Origin of the sequence: Ahrensia marina (assembly GCF_001293565.1) — a bacterium.
Classification (GTDB): Bacteria; Pseudomonadota; Alphaproteobacteria; order Rhizobiales; family Rhizobiaceae; genus Ahrensia; species Ahrensia marina.
In genome coordinates, this window is the sequence record NZ_JXMU01000004.1 from 12,011 (window position 1) to 26,190 (window position 14,180).

At 50.1% G+C, this 14,180-nt stretch carries 14 protein-coding genes; 3 read left to right on the plus strand and 11 right to left on the minus strand.

Annotated features, from left to right (window positions below; genetic code table 11):
* Positions 1-210: 210 nt before the first annotated feature.
* The 10 genes from ureG to gyrB all read right to left on the minus strand — a co-directional run bounded on the left by ureG (position 211) and on the right by gyrB (position 10,272).
* Positions 211-822, minus strand: a complete 612-nt coding sequence (gene ureG / locus SU32_RS04160; RefSeq protein ID WP_053998090.1) for an urease accessory protein UreG — start codon at positions 820-822, stop codon at positions 211-213.
* The gene (locus SU32_RS04165) at positions 816-1,481 is read right to left on the minus strand and encodes an urease accessory protein UreF (RefSeq protein ID WP_053998091.1); all 666 of its coding nucleotides are present in this window, start codon (positions 1,479-1,481) and stop codon (positions 816-818) included. The genes ureG and SU32_RS04165 overlap by 7 nt, the downstream gene beginning before the upstream one ends.
* The gene (locus SU32_RS04170; protein ID WP_053998092.1) at positions 1,471-1,929 is read right to left on the minus strand and encodes an urease accessory protein UreE; all 459 of its coding nucleotides are present in this window, start codon (positions 1,927-1,929) and stop codon (positions 1,471-1,473) included. The genes SU32_RS04165 and SU32_RS04170 overlap by 11 nt, the downstream gene beginning before the upstream one ends.
* A 2-nt stretch (positions 1,930-1,931) precedes the next feature.
* Entirely contained in the window at positions 1,932-3,644 is a 1,713-nt protein-coding gene (gene ureC / locus SU32_RS04175) for an urease subunit alpha (protein ID WP_053998093.1), read from the minus strand.
* Positions 3,644-3,949: an urease subunit beta gene (locus SU32_RS04180; RefSeq protein WP_053998094.1), complete on the minus strand. Its 306-nt coding sequence runs from the start codon at positions 3,947-3,949 to the stop codon at positions 3,644-3,646. Before SU32_RS04180 ends, ureC begins: the two co-directional genes overlap by 1 nt.
* A gap of 9 nt (positions 3,950-3,958) precedes the next feature.
* Positions 3,959-4,261 (minus strand): urease subunit gamma, encoded by a 303-nt coding sequence (locus tag SU32_RS04185; RefSeq protein WP_053998120.1) that lies wholly within the window; start codon positions 4,259-4,261, stop codon positions 3,959-3,961.
* An 11-nt stretch (positions 4,262-4,272) separates the two neighbouring features.
* A complete protein-coding gene (locus tag SU32_RS04190; protein ID WP_053998095.1) occupies positions 4,273-5,130 on the minus strand; it encodes an urease accessory protein UreD in 858 nt (285 codons plus the stop codon).
* A gap of 138 nt (positions 5,131-5,268) precedes the next feature.
* Positions 5,269-6,912, minus strand: coding sequence for an MFS transporter (locus tag SU32_RS04195; protein WP_053998096.1), 1,644 nt, complete (start codon positions 6,910-6,912; stop codon positions 5,269-5,271).
* Positions 6,913-7,185: 273 nt separating this feature from the next.
* The gene (locus tag SU32_RS04200) at positions 7,186-7,605 is read right to left on the minus strand and encodes a hypothetical protein (RefSeq protein WP_053998097.1); all 420 of its coding nucleotides are present in this window, start codon (positions 7,603-7,605) and stop codon (positions 7,186-7,188) included.
* 216 nt (positions 7,606-7,821) lie between these two features.
* Positions 7,822-10,272, minus strand: a complete 2,451-nt coding sequence (gene gyrB / locus SU32_RS04205) for a DNA topoisomerase (ATP-hydrolyzing) subunit B (protein ID WP_053998121.1) — start codon at positions 10,270-10,272, stop codon at positions 7,822-7,824.
* Between the two features lie 219 nt (positions 10,273-10,491).
* On the opposite strand from gyrB, the gene SU32_RS04210 reads away from it, so the two are divergent.
* Positions 10,492-10,989 (plus strand): acyl-CoA thioesterase, encoded by a 498-nt coding sequence (locus tag SU32_RS04210; protein ID WP_160316289.1) that lies wholly within the window; start codon positions 10,492-10,494, stop codon positions 10,987-10,989.
* 11 nt (positions 10,990-11,000) lie between these two features.
* On the opposite strand, the gene SU32_RS04215 is transcribed toward SU32_RS04210, so the two are convergent.
* A complete protein-coding gene (locus tag SU32_RS04215) occupies positions 11,001-12,044 on the minus strand; it encodes an aldo/keto reductase (RefSeq protein WP_053998099.1) in 1,044 nt (347 codons plus the stop codon).
* A 43-nt stretch (positions 12,045-12,087) separates the two neighbouring features.
* Between SU32_RS04215 and SU32_RS04220 the strand changes: the two genes are divergently transcribed.
* The gene (locus tag SU32_RS04220) at positions 12,088-12,729 is read left to right on the plus strand and encodes a glutathione S-transferase (RefSeq protein ID WP_053998100.1); all 642 of its coding nucleotides are present in this window, start codon (positions 12,088-12,090) and stop codon (positions 12,727-12,729) included.
* A 28-nt stretch (positions 12,730-12,757) separates the two neighbouring features.
* A complete protein-coding gene (locus tag SU32_RS04225) occupies positions 12,758-14,146 on the plus strand; it encodes a cytochrome P450 (RefSeq protein ID WP_053998101.1) in 1,389 nt (462 codons plus the stop codon).
* The last annotated feature ends 34 nt before the right edge of the window (positions 14,147-14,180 follow it).

The following is a 14,180-nucleotide window of genomic DNA, read 5'->3' on the forward strand; positions in this document are numbered from 1 at the left end:
TTGCTTAGCTCCAAATGCGTTAATAACGATTTGGTTATTGCAACCGACGTGCCAGTTTTTCCGATGGCTATTTTAAATATTTTATAACAAATACTTAGCTTAAACTGAGCGAAGGTGAGTGATGTATTTGCAGTCCCAGCAATTAGCAAAAATGTCTATTTTTTAATCTTCACCGCCGCCCTGATTAAAAAATAGACACGCCCTCAATAATTATAATCCGCCAACATCTTTCAAAAACGCAACAACTTCCTCGACCCCGTCCCCCTTGCGCAAATTTGTAAAAAGATGCGCCCCACCTTTGCGCACAGTCTGCGTATCAGCTTTCATCTGCTCAATATCTACATCGACATGCGGCGCAAGGTCTGCCTTATTGATGATCAGCAGGTCGGAACGTGTTATGGCGGGGCCGCTTTTGCGCGGAATATCGCCGCCTTGGCATACCGAAATTACATATAATGTTATGTCAGCCAAATCCGGCGAAAACGTCGCGGCAAGATTATCGCCGCCCGACTCAATGAAGACTATGTCGAGATCAGGGTGCCGTTTGTTGAGCGTGGCAATGGCCTCAAGATTGATCGAAGCGTCTTCGCGAATTGCGGTATGTGGACACCCTCCGGTTTCAACACCGACTACCCGATCAGAGGGCAAGGCTTGCAGTCTTACCAGCGCTTCAGCGTCCTCGCTTGTGTAAATGTCGTTGGTAACGACAGCCAAAGAATAATCGCCGCGCATGGCTTCGCAAAGCCGCGCTGTCAGTGTCGTCTTTCCCACGCCGACAGGACCGCCAATACCAACGCGCAAAGGACCGTTTCTGCTCATGATCTAAATATCCTTGACCTTAATGTTTCATGTTGCATTGCTGCGATTTCCGCGAACACCGTGCTGCTTCCAAAATCATCGAATGAAGAATTCAGAGCCTTAGCCGCGACATTGAGGATCGCCTCTTCCAATGTTTTTTGCACCCAAAGACTGTTTGTCTGCCCAAGCGGCATAAGCCGCAGAGCGGCCTGCAACTGATTTGTTGCAAAAGCCTGAAGATACGCGACAAGGGTTTCGTGTTTTGAAATGCCATTAAGCTGCGCTGCAAAACCGACCGCAACCGGAAGCGCCGCCACTTGCGGCAAGTCTTCTGATAGCCATTCACGCGCAGCAGACAGGAAAGCCGCGCCCTGTTTCATTGTTTCAAGATGCCGTTCTTTTGAACCGGCAAGCGCTTCGGCCATCGCCAGACAATAAGCGCGGTTTTCAGGCATGATAGCGCTATGGGCTTGACCGAGAAGAACACAATCGTTCCATACCGATCCAACTGAGATCAGCGTTTTTATCCAGTCGTGTAAGCCCACACGATTTATAACCGTCCCATTCGCGATAGCCGCTTCAAGGCCGTGGCTATAGCTGAATCCGCCAATCGGGAACGCAGGTGACAGCCATGTCATCAAGCGCAACAAAGCTTGAGGATTTTGCGAGTGGTCAATGGTCATGCGCGTGATGATGGGAAACGCGATGGCTATGCTCGTAGGCGCCGCCTTCCGGATTAAAGGGCGCGCTTATTTCGTTCACCTGCGCGCCCAGCCCTTCAAGCATTTCACGGATGACATGGTCGCGACGAATGAGCAAACGGTCATCACTTATTTGACATGGCAGATGCCGGTTACCAATCTGATAGGCGAGAGCCAGTAAATGCCGGCCGTCTTTTGCAGTCACCTCATACAGATTTTCAGGTGCGACACGCACTTCGATCACGCGCCCGTCTTCCAGCAACAAGCCTTCCCCATGGCGAAGCAATCTTGCGTGCGGTAAATCCAGCAAAAAGGCGATACCATTATCGGACACCATCTTCATGCGCCGCCGGTGACGACCCGTTTCATCCAGTGTGATTGTGTCGCTTACAGTCTCAGCGTTATTTGTGATCTGATTGCAGGTTAACATGGTCAAAACAGGAAATATCTTTGGGTCATCGGCAGATCGCTGGCCGGTTCACATGTCAGCAATTCACCGTCTGCGCGCACCTCATAAGTTTCCGGATTAACCTTTACCTGCGGCGTGGCATCATTGAGAACCATCGACTTTTTGGTGATGCCGCCACGTGTATTTTCAACTGCAATTAATTGCTTCTCAACGCCAAGACGCTCTGCCAGATCCGTTTCACTTGCCGCTTTGGATACAAAGACGACCGAAGAATTCGTCAGCGCTTTTCCATAAGCGCCAAACATAGGCCGGTAATGAACCGGCTGCGGTGTCGGGATGGAAGCATTCGGGTCTCCCATCGGTGCGGCTGCAATCGAACCACCGATTAATACCATATCGGGTTTGACGCCGAAAAAGGCGGGCGACCAAATAACAATGTCAGCACGCTTTCCGGTTTCAATAGAACCGATTTCCTTGCTCATGCCTTGCGCGATAGCCGGATTGATCGTGTATTTTGCAACATAGCGACGCGCGCGGAAATTATCATTATCTCCGGTTTCCTCCGGCAGGCTTCCGCGCTGCTTCTTCATTTTGTCGGCGGTCTGCCACGTGCGGATAACGACCTCACCAACACGGCCCATCGCCTGGCTGTCGGAAGCAATAATCGAAAACGCACCCATATCGTGCAAGATGTCTTCGGCCGCGATCGTTTCTTTACGTATCCGGCTTTCGGCGAAAGCAACATCTTCCGGAATATTGCTGTCCAGATGATGACAGACCATCAGCATATCCAGATGCTCTTCGAGCGTATTGACCGTGTAGGGCCGCGTTGGATTGGTCGATGACGGAATGACATTCATGTCGCCGCAGATTTTAATAATATCCGGCGCATGTCCGCCGCCGGCACCTTCGGTATGAAATGCGTGAATAGTGCGCCCTTTAAAGGCGGCAACCGTATTTTCCACAAACCCGCTTTCATTGAGCGTATCCGTGTGGATCATCACCTGAATGTCGTGCGCATCGGCGACAGAAAGGCAATTATCAATAGCGCCGGGCGTGGTGCCCCAGTCTTCATGCAGTTTTAAAGCACACGCACCGCTTATGATCATCTCCTCAAGAGGCGCGGGAACAGAGGCATTACCCTTGCCCGAAAACCCGAGATTCATAGGAAACGCATCGGCTGCCTGAATCATCCGTCCTATATGCCATGGCCCGGGTGTGCAGGTTGTTGCCAGTGTCCCGTGAGCTGGACCAGTGCCACCGCCCATCATAGTCGTAATGCCCGACATCAATGCTTCTTCAATTTGCTGCGGACATATATAATGGATGTGGCTGTCAAAGCCGCCGGCAGTGATGATCTTGCCTTCTCCGGCAATAATCTCCGTGCCGGGACCAATGATTATGTCGACACCGGACTGGGTATCAGGATTGCCCGCCTTGCCGATGGCGAAAATTCGTCCGTCTTTCAAGCCGATATCAGCTTTGTAGATGCCGGTATGATCAAGAATCAGCGCGTTGGTGATAACCGTATCAACGGCCCCTTCTGCGCGCGTTACCTGACTTTGTCCCATACCATCACGGATAACTTTACCGCCGCCGAATTTTACCTCCTCACCATATGAGGTCAGATCGCGTTCGACCTCGATAAACAGGTCGGTATCAGCCAAACGCACTTTATCCCCTGTGGTCGGACCGAACATGTCCGCATAAGCGGCTCTGGAAAGTCTGGCTGCCATCAGAGTTTCCCCATCACTTTTTGATTAAAGCCATAGACCGTTTTATTGCCCCCAAGCGGAACAAGCGTTACATCACGCTCCTGCCCGGGCTCAAAACGCACGGCCGTTCCGGGTGCAATATCAAGGCGCATACCCCGCGTTATTTCACGGTCAAAACTCAGTGCAGCATTGGTTTCATAAAAATGATAATGGCTACCAACCTGTACGGGCCGGTCGCCTTTATTGGCAACTCTCAGCGAGACTGTTTCCAAGCCTTCATTAAAAATAATGTCACCGTCAGGCGTGATTATTTCACCGGGAATCATACCGCGCTCCTACCTTACAGGTTCATGCACGGTTACTAATTTCGTGCCATCAGGAAATGTCGCTTCAACCTGAATGTCATGGATCATCTCAGGCACACCCATCATGCATTGATCACGTGTGATTACTTTTGCGCCTGCGCTCATTAAATCAGCAACACTACGCCCATCGCGTGCGCCCTCAACAACGAAATCCGTTATCAGTGCAATCACCTCTGGATGATTCAGCTTTACGCCACGCTCAAGGCGCTTACGCGCCACTTGTGCTGCCATAGAAATAAGCAGCTTATCTTTTTCACGCGGTGTTAAATGCACAAATGCCTCTCCTAAAATGCCCATGATTTAGGCAGCGCTGCATCATCATTGAGCAGTCCCATAAGAGGAACCAGTATTTTCCTAAGGTCGTACCCGCTCCCAGCAACAACTCTTGCAAGAAGCTTGCCAGTTGAACCTACCGTCCACAAAGAGGCCCCGCCTCGACTGCCTACAATTTTTTGGGCGCGGCTGATTTTACCTTCCAGATCGGCTGCTGATGAAGGGGCAAGCAACAGAACCGTTGCCATGGCTATATTTCCATCCAGCACAGCTTTTTCCTGCAAAAGATTTTTGATGTCTTCTTCAAAGCAATTGGCTTCAACATGCACCAATTGTCCGTTGTGCCTTATTTGCCAATTATCCCTAAAGCTTCCGGATTTAACCGCTTCTCCCATCGCTGCCCGTCCGAAAACGACAGGCTCAACGAGCAAAATACGCCCATCGCCCTCAATATCCACTTTAATTTTCCGGTGGGCCGAACAGCCATCGAAGAGTATTGTCTCTTGAGGCACCCAACAAAGCTTTGCACCGCTCTCCACATTTAGATGAACATCGATTTGCGCCACACCACCAGATGACCGGTATAAGCGCTCGCATGCCTGTGAGGTGACGGTAAGGCTGCTATCGCGCTTTGCGGTAAACGCCCAATTTAATTCATCACCGCCGGTTATTCCGCCAGCGGTGTTGATCATCACCGCCTCAAGACGCTGCTCATCAAAAATTTTCGGAAACCGCACACGGGCGCATCCCTGTTGAAAAAGATCTTCAAGCTTTGTGCGCGATTGCTGTCTGTTAACAGTTACCCTTGCCGATCCGCGGCTTCGTTGCGGTGTGTGTCCAGCTTGATCAGTTGCCGCCTCGGTAAGCATCGATAACCCTCATAATTTACATATCGAGTGCACTATGAGTATCAAAGTCCACAATGCAATATTGGAAACGCGATAGCGACGACCCACGGCAACCTAGAAGGGCACCGGTTTTATGAGGCAGTCACTCACCAGAAAAGGTTATGACGCTCTTGTTGCATCGGTCATCGGATCGGCCAGCTCACGGGCACTTGGCAGGCGGCTTGATGGCGGCAATCCTGGCTGGCGTTCAATCATGCGGTGTACCACTGCGGGCTTACCATCAATATGCAGACGACGTACTTCTTCAAAATTTTCAGCATCCGCCTTTGTGCGTCGCTGTGAATCACGAAGATAGTCGAGCCATGTCGGCACATGAAACCGCTCAATCCACAATTCTGCATCGCCTAAATCACGCAACAATGTCCATCGCAGGAAGCCATCACGCCGACAAATGCGCCGACGCTCACTCATCACATGCAAGAAGGCATTTATGTTTTCTTCCGCGATCCTGTGCTCCACTGTAATAACAACCGGACCAGTTCGCATTTCGACATCAACAGCAGTTGCAGGCTCACTCCATCTGTTCAATGGCGCCAAATCAATATCCTCAACCTGAAGCACCGGCAGCACGATACCCAGCAATATACTTAACGCCATCAATGCAGCGGCTGAAAGAAGCGCTATGGTAATGCTTTGATGCGATGCCACATAACCGAAAAACCAACTGCCAAAAGCCATGCCGCCAAATGTCGACATCTGGTAGAGGGAGAGCGCGCGGGCAACGACCCATCGCGGCGAGTTCATTTGCACGGCAACATTGAATGTAGACAGTGATAAAACCCAACCTGCACCGGCGACCATAAGAGCCGGAATTGTCACCGCCATTAAATTGCTCGTGCCTGTGACCGCCGCGCCGATCAGAACACATGTCGAGCCCAACCGTACGATCCATTCAGTTGAAATATGTGCACGCAACCACCGGCTTGAGAGCGCGCCGACGACAGCTCCAACACCGAACGATCCGAAAAGTATACCAAAAACAAGCGGGCCGCCGCCAATAAGAACACGGGCCACCACAGGCAACAAGGCAGGCAGTGCTGCCGCCGCCATTCCGAAGAGACAACTGCGTGCCATGACAACACGTATTTCAGGCGACATTGCAACGTAGCGGATACCCGCTGACATCGCTATCAGTATGCGTTCTTTTGGCAGTTCGGATGGTTTATTATCCGGTCTCCAACGCAGCAATACGCCCAGCAAAGCGCAATAGCTCACCGCGTTTGTTGCAAATGCAGCTGCCGCGCCACCGGCAGCAACAATCAAACCGCCAAGAGCCGGCCCTACACTGCGCGCAATATTAAAACCCATGGAGTTTAGCGCCACGGCATCGGGCAATAAATTACGCGGCACCATATCACCGACAGAGGCCTGCCATGCAGGATTGTTCAGCGCTGTCCCGCAGCCAATCAAAAAGGTAAAGCTAATGAGTAGCCATGGGTTGAGAAGTTCGAACCAGGCAAATGCCGCCAATAACGCAGAAATAACCAGCATAAAGAATTGCGCGGTTATCATAACCAGACGGCGGTCTAAATTATCGGCGATTGCACCAGCAAACAGTGAGAAAAACATTATTGGCAGCGCAGTCGAAGCTTGCACAAGCGCTACGAACTGAGGCGATTCAGTTAATGTCGTCATCAGCCATGATGCGCCAACAGCCTGCACCAGCCCACCAAAGTTCGAGCTCATACTGGCAAGCCAGATTGCGCGAAATATTGGGATGCTGAATGCGGATTGTGTGGGCATTTAGGGATTCGTATACATGGAAACTGACTTTGTCATTCGTCTAACTAGACTATGCTTTTGGTCATATGCAACCAAGTCACAAAAAGCACTTAACCAATAGCCGATTACTGGGAGCACCGACCATGAAACGGCATAATTGGCCAAACATATCCTTTTGCGCCTTAATAAAAGTCGTCACGTTAACGAGTAGTATCCGCAAATCTGCCCTATCAGATAGGCTACAGGCACCGAGAAGTGCATAGCAATTAAGCAGACATCTATAGTTCGGAATATTTAACGGCGCAGGGAAACGACCGTGTTTTGCGACTTGTCTGAACTGTCATCAGCGAAATTTTTGGCTTTATTGCCAAATGTCGCAAGACTTATTGCTTTGCGCGCTGTTTCCCCTGCGGCTTCGCGCAGTTCACGAATTGCCCTTTCCGGATCCCGAGATTGATTGAACAATGCCTCTCCAGCCGGGCCCATTGCGCTTATCAATTGCTGACGCTGGCAGCTTGCAGCAATCATAATCGCCAAATGGCTTAAATGTTTCCGCTTATAACAAAAAGCCGCAAGTTGCGCCCGTTGCGCCTCAGGTAGAGTTGAAGCAATCAATGCCGCCTCTGTCGGATTGGAGTTGTGGAGCTCGCCAATTACCTTGTCCGGTAAAGGACTTTGATCCTCATTTATTTCTACTTGTTTAGCCAGCTGCATGATGTTGTCCTGAATAAAAAGCTACCCCTTATTCAGCATCATTTATGGTTAACAAAGCCTTTATGGCATTTTTTGCTACCGATTTCATATAGTTGGCAACGAGAAGAAAGCTACATCCTAAAACACAACGAACACGTAGCCTGCCCGCGAATCGGGCAGGTTATTATCGTTCGCAACGGAATTTTCCTGTCGTAAGCTAGCCGCTTCTGGCAATGACTATGCGTCCAGATTGGCGACGCTCAATGCATTTTCCTGAATAAACAAACGGCGCGGCTCAACTTCGTCGCCCATAAGACGGCTGAACAGATCATCTGCATCAATTGCGTTGTTCACACGAACCTGAAGCAATGAACGCTCTTCAGGATCCAGCGTGGTCTCCCAAAGCTGCTCTGCATTCATTTCGCCAAGCCCCTTATAGCGTTGCAACGTCAAACCCTTGCGGCCGGTTGCAAACAGCATGTCAATGAACATTGTCGGGCCTGTCAGCCTGTCACCGCGATCCTTGCGGCGCAGTGTCGGCACTTGGTCAAAGACCTCTTTCAATTGTGGTGCAAGCTTGTTGAGTGCGCGCGCATCAGATGATTGTATCAGGCTGGCGTCAAGTGTTTGCACCTCTTTTACACCGCGTACGGTGCGTTCGAAAATATATCCGCCTACACCTTCGTTGGACGTGTTTAAACGTCCGGTCCAGCCGCGTTCTGTTTCTTCTGAAATCATATCAAGGCGTTCGGCGGTTTTAGCAGCAACCTCTTCTGTTGCCCGCATATCTTCCAGTTTGGAAGCATCCATTGCACCGCCGATAACAGCCTGCTCGACAACGGCATGATCATATCGTGAGTGCAACCCTGCAAGAAGACTGCGCATTTGAAGCGCAACATCAATCACCGGCTTGATATCATTGCCAGAGCGCACCTCGCCATTTGCCATTTCAAGCGTTGCTTCTTCAAGGCCGGCATCTATGAGATATTCTTCCAGCGCTCTTTCATCATGCAAATATTGAGACGATTTACCCCGCGTGACCTTATACAATGGCGGCTGCGCAATATATAAGTGACCGCGTTCAATCAACTCCGGCATCTGACGGAAGAAGAAAGTCAGCAAAAGCGTTCTGATGTGAGCACCATCAACATCCGCATCCGTCATGATGATAATTTTGTGGTAGCGTAACTTATCAGCGCTAAATTCATCCTTGCCGATGCCGGTGCCCAGCGCAGTAATGAGCGTGCCAACCTGATCGGAGCCGAGCATGCGGTCAAAACGCGCGCGCTCGACATTTAGAATTTTACCCCGTAGCGGCAGGATCGCCTGATTTTTACGGCTGCGTCCGGATTTGGCTGATCCACCGGCAGAATCACCCTCAACGATGAAGATTTCAGACAAAGCCGGGTCTTTTTCCTGACAGTCTGCAAGTTTGCCCGGCAACGAAGTGATATCGAGTGCGCCTTTGCGACGTGTCAATTCACGTGCCTTTCGCGCAGCCTCGCGTGCGGCAGCAGCTTCGACAACTTTTGAGACCAACACCTTGGCTTCGTTAGGGTGTTCTTCGAGCCATTCCGATAATGTCTCGTTGACAAGACTTTCCACAACCGGCCGCACCTCAGAAGAAACCAGTTTGTCTTTTGTCTGGGACGAAAATTTAGGGTCGGGGACCTTTACCGACAACACACAGGTCAAACCTTCGCGGCAATCATCACCGGTCAGGTTGACCTTCTCTTTCTTCAAAATACCCGAACGGTCGGCATAACCGGTAACCTGACGTGTCAAAGCACCGCGAAAACCTGCCATGTGGGTACCGCCGTCACGCTGCGGGATATTGTTGGTGAAACAGAACACATTTTCAGCATAGGAATCATTCCACCACAGGGCGACCTCTGCAGTAATTCCGTCCTTTTCACCAATAATATATACGGGCTCATCGATGAGCGCTTTGCGGGTGCGGTCAATATAGCGCACAAACTCTTTTAGACCGCCTTCATAGACAAGCTCGACTTCTTTGACATCGGCATGCCGTTTGTCTGACAGGAGGATACGGACACCCGAATTTAAGAAAGCCAATTCGCGCAAGCGATGCTCCAGAGTGTCAAAATTAAACTCGACATTGGAGAAGGTTTCCTGACTAGGCGTGAAAGTGACTTCGGTACCGGTGTAGTCACCTGCATCTCCGACAACCTCAAGCGGCGCATCTGCAACGCCATGTGTGAAGGTCATCTCATGGAACTTGCCTTTGCGGCCAATCCGCAGTTTCAGCATGATCGACAGGGCATTCACCACTGAAACGCCCACACCATGCAAACCGCCAGATACCTTATAAGAGTTCTGGTCAAATTTACCGCCAGCATGAAGCTGGGTCATAATAACCTCAGCAGCAGAAATTCCTTCTTCGCTGTGGATATCAACAGGAATACCGCGTCCATTGTCCGTTACAGTCACCGATCCGTCAGCATTTAGCGTCACTGTTACAAGATCCGCATGGCCGGCTAGCGCCTCATCAATGGCATTGTCGACAACTTCATACACCATGTGGTGCAAACCTGAGCCGTCATCCGTATCGCCAATATACATGCCAGGGCGTTTACGCACAGCATCCAGCCCTTTGAGAACCTTAATAGAATCAGCACCATAGTCAGCGGCGGTTACTGGATCGGCGTTTTCAGGAATATCGTTCATATAGTAAAATCTCTTTTCAGGTCCGCGCCCCACACGCGCCTTCATACAATGTGTGAGCGCATTTGCGAATCACACATCTTAATCCCTTAAATATATAGGCTTTTTGGTCGCAAACACCAAATCTGATCCGGGTTTATAAACTGCTCTTTTTGCCGTTTACGTAAACGGCAATATATGCCTATAGTCAAACGACTAAGAACAATGGAGCGTTGCCGTTTTATGAATCTTATTTTCCGCCTTCTATGGGTTGTCATTGGCGCTTTTAGACGTTCAAAACTCGGCATGTTGGACGAAAGCGTCATAACGCTGCGCGTCCTACCCAATGATCTTGATACCAACATTCATATGAACAATGGCCGCTACCTCACAATCATGGATCTTGGCCGTGTTGATTTCATTATTCGCAGCGGCATGCTCAAGCATTTGCGCGAACAAAAATGGTATCCGGTCGTCGGCTCGTCCAAGCTGTCGTACAAACGCTCGCTTTCACCATTTCAAAAATACCAGCTAAAGACGCGTGTCCATGGCTGGGACGAAAAATGGATATATCTGGAGCAGGAGTTTGTCGTTGATGACGTTCTTTATGCGCGCGGCATCGTGAAGACGATTTTCCTTAAAGACGGCAATAAAATCCCCAGCAGTGAGGTTGCACTCAGGCTTGGCTATGACGGCCCATCGCCGGAAATTAATCCGGCTGATGAGCAAGCTCTCGCCTAACCAAAGGCGCGTTACATCGGCACCGGCCATTTTTGATATGTATCAAAAATATCCTTCATCACAGCCTCCGACAGTTTAACATCTTTCGCAGCAATATCGCATTTCAACTGCTCCACGCTGGTTGCGCCAATGATTGTCGATGTCATGAAAGGACGGCTGATACAAAATGCAATAGCCATTTGCGCCGGAACTAGCCCATGGCGTTTTGCGACATCAAGATAGGCCTCCAATGCAGGCATTGAACGCTCAGTGTAACGGCCACTGAGATCTTCTTGGATTGTTCGACGTGACCCTTCCGGCAGCGCACCATTTTGGTATTTGCCAGACAGCATACTGGCCGCAAGCGGGGAAAAGCACATACATCCCACATCTTCATGGATGGACAGTTCTGCCAAATCCAGATCATAGATACGGTTCATCAGATTGTATTCGTTTTGTATGGTTACAACACGCGGCAGATTTTGCTCTTCAGCAAGACGAAGATATTGGGCTGTTCCCCATGTGGATTCATTTGAAAGCCCGACATGTCTGACCTTGCCTTCGTCAACAAGCTCACCCAAAGCGCCCAGGATCATCGCAATATCATCTTTACATTTCTGACTGTCTTCAGTCTCAGGCGCAAAGGTCCAGGTTTGACGGAAATGATACGAGCCACGGTTTGGCCAATGCACTTGATAAAGATCGATGTAATCTGTCTTCAAACGCTTGAGGCTTTCTTCGCATGCTTTCTTGATGCCTTCACGGGAAAACCCCGCACCATTGATCAAATGGTCTTGGCCCGGACCGCCGACCTTGCTTGCCAGAATGATATCGTCGCGTTTACCGCGTTTTTGAAACCAGTTGCCAATGACACGCTCTGTATCGCCATGCGTCTGCGCACGAATTGGAACGACCGGATATAATTCTGCGGTGTCAAAGAAGTTGACGCCTTCACCGACAGCGTAGTCCATTTGTTCATGACCTTCGCTTTCAGTATTCTGTTCACCCCAGGTCATCGTACCAAGGCAAATTTCACTCACTTTAATGTCAGTGCGTCCCAGCGGATTGTATTTCATCTCTACCCTCATATATCTCAATGTATGAGGAGATAAGTCAGTAATGAGCGCACCGCTACCCATTTTATATTCTTTTAGACGTTGCCCCTATGCAATGCGCGCACGCATGGGCATTATTTCTTCCGGCCTGAATGTTGAGCTGCGGGAAGTTTTACTTAAGGACAAGCCTTCCGAGATGGTCGAAGCCTCACCAAAGGCAACGGTACCGGTGCTCGTCGATACGGACGGCACTGTCGTGGATGAGAGCCTTGACGTTATGCTTTGGGCGCTTGGCCAGAGCGATCCTGAAAACTGGCTCTCCGAAGAAGCAATCGAACTCATTGCCCACAATGACGGTCCCTTCAAAGCTGCACTTGACCGCTATAAATATCCGAACAGATACGCCAGCGAAACGATTGACCGGAATGAACAGCGCGCGATTTGCGCCAGCACCTTTAAGCGTTACGAAGAACGCTTAACAAGCCAAAAATTTCTTTTAGGCAACAGACCCACGATTGCTGACAACGCCATATTCCCTTTTGTGCGGCAATGCGCAAATGTTGACCGCGAATGGTTTGATGCGCAGCCATGGCCCAATTTGCAAAAATGGCTCGAGCATTTTTTAAGCTCGGAGCGGTTTGATTATATCATGCGTAAAAATGCCCCGTGGCAAACAGGCGATGAACCTTTGATATTCGGCGGATAAGCGCCACATCAGGTGCAAAGGATACATTATGGATACCAAACCAGTACCGTTTATTCCGCCGCATCCGTCGCCGCGCACCGAACCGCCAAGCCGGCTGGAAGTCATCCGAACCGTCATGCGCAACCCGCTGGAGCTTTGGGGCGAGGTTTCTTACCGCGAACCGCATATTACGGCCAAGTTTCTCAACGAGAAAACACTCATTATCAATCACCCCGAATTGATCCGCCATGTACTGGTGGATAATGCCAAGAATTATCAGATGGCACGTATCCGGCAGTTAATCCTCAAGCCCATACTGCGCGAAGGGCTGCTGACGGCAGAAGGTGAAATCTGGAAACGTTCGCGAAAAGCTATGGCGCCGGTTTTTACACCGCGCCATATACACGGCTTTGCCAATATGATGCGGGAAAGGACACAAACCTTTTCGGAACGGTATCGTAACAATCCCGGCATTTACGACATTAGCCATGATATGACGGCGTTAACTTTCGAAATATTAGCCTTAACGCTCTTTTCGGATGAAGTTGTCACTGAGGGCGTTAATTTTGCAACCGATGTTGATGAGCTTTTGTCGACCATGGGTGCGGTTGACCCGCTGGACCTGCTAAAGGCTCCTGAATGGCTGCCGCGTATCCGGCGTATGCGTGGACGAAAAGTGTTGGAAAAGTTCCGCAATGTTGTACGCAACACGATGAATGCGCGGCGTGAAAAAATTAAAAACGCACCGCATGATGTACAAAACGACTTTCTCACGCTGCTTCTCAATGCGGAAAGACCTGATGGTTTAAGCGCGAATGAGATTGAAGATAATTTGATCACATTTATCGGTGCCGGACACGAAACGACCGCCCGCGCGCTTGGTTGGACGCTCTATTTGCTTGCCAAAGCTCCTCATGAGCGCCGGCTTGTGGAAGAGGAAATCCAAAATGTTCTCCAAGATAACCCCAGCCCCGTCGACTGGCTGGAACTTATGCCGAAAACACGCGCTGTGTTTGAAGAAGCGATGAGGCTTTACCCGCCTGCGCCTTCCATTAACCGCGAAGCCATTGAACCGGAGATTTTCACATTTAAGTCCGGTGATCAGGTTGAGATTGAAAAGGGTACAACAGCGCTTGTGATGCCTTGGACGCTTCACCGTAATCGTTTGCTTTGGGAAAATCCCAACGCATTCATTCCATCGCGTTTCTGGCCGGAAAACCGGAGTAAAATTGATAAATACCAATATCTTCCTTTTGGCGCAGGGCCCCGTATCTGTATTGGCGCAACTTTCGCGCTACAGGAAGCTGTTATTGCACTGGCATTGCTGCTCAACGAATTCCGCTTTGATGCGACCCCGTCGCTGTCACCATGGCCGGTTCAGAAACTGACTGTCCAGCCGCAGAACGGATTGCCGATGCAGGTTAGCCTACGCACTTAATCCGCTTTCTATTTGCGTCAAAGTGACTTAGAGC

What these genes read in the sequence shown, in the direction of transcription:
- SU32_RS04165 (WP_053998091.1), bottom strand. Translation starts at nt 1,481, where the DNA reads ATGACCATTGACCACTCGCAAAATCCTCAAGCTTTGTTGCGCTTGATG.
- SU32_RS04170 (WP_053998092.1), bottom strand. Translation starts at nt 1,929, where the DNA reads ATGTTAACCTGCAATCAGATCACAAATAACGCTGAGACTGTAAGCGAC.
- ureC (WP_053998093.1), bottom strand. Translation starts at nt 3,644, where the DNA reads ATGGCAGCCAGACTTTCCAGAGCCGCTTATGCGGACATGTTCGGTCCG.
- SU32_RS04180 (WP_053998094.1), bottom strand. Translation starts at nt 3,949, where the DNA reads ATGATTCCCGGTGAAATAATCACGCCTGACGGTGACATTATTTTTAAT.
- SU32_RS04190 (WP_053998095.1), bottom strand. Translation starts at nt 5,130, where the DNA reads ATGCTTACCGAGGCGGCAACTGATCAAGCTGGACACACACCGCAACGA.
- SU32_RS04195 (WP_053998096.1), bottom strand. Translation starts at nt 6,912, where the DNA reads ATGCCCACACAATCCGCATTCAGCATCCCAATATTTCGCGCAATCTGG.
- SU32_RS04200 (WP_053998097.1), bottom strand. Translation starts at nt 7,605, where the DNA reads ATGCAGCTGGCTAAACAAGTAGAAATAAATGAGGATCAAAGTCCTTTA.
- gyrB (WP_053998121.1), bottom strand. Translation starts at nt 10,272, where the DNA reads ATGAACGATATTCCTGAAAACGCCGATCCAGTAACCGCCGCTGACTAT.
- SU32_RS04210 (WP_160316289.1), top strand. Translation starts at nt 10,492, where the DNA reads ATGAATCTTATTTTCCGCCTTCTATGGGTTGTCATTGGCGCTTTTAGA.
- SU32_RS04215 (WP_053998099.1), bottom strand. Translation starts at nt 12,044, where the DNA reads ATGAAATACAATCCGCTGGGACGCACTGACATTAAAGTGAGTGAAATT.
- SU32_RS04220 (WP_053998100.1), top strand. Translation starts at nt 12,088, where the DNA reads ATGAGCGCACCGCTACCCATTTTATATTCTTTTAGACGTTGCCCCTAT.
- SU32_RS04225 (WP_053998101.1), top strand. Translation starts at nt 12,758, where the DNA reads ATGGATACCAAACCAGTACCGTTTATTCCGCCGCATCCGTCGCCGCGC.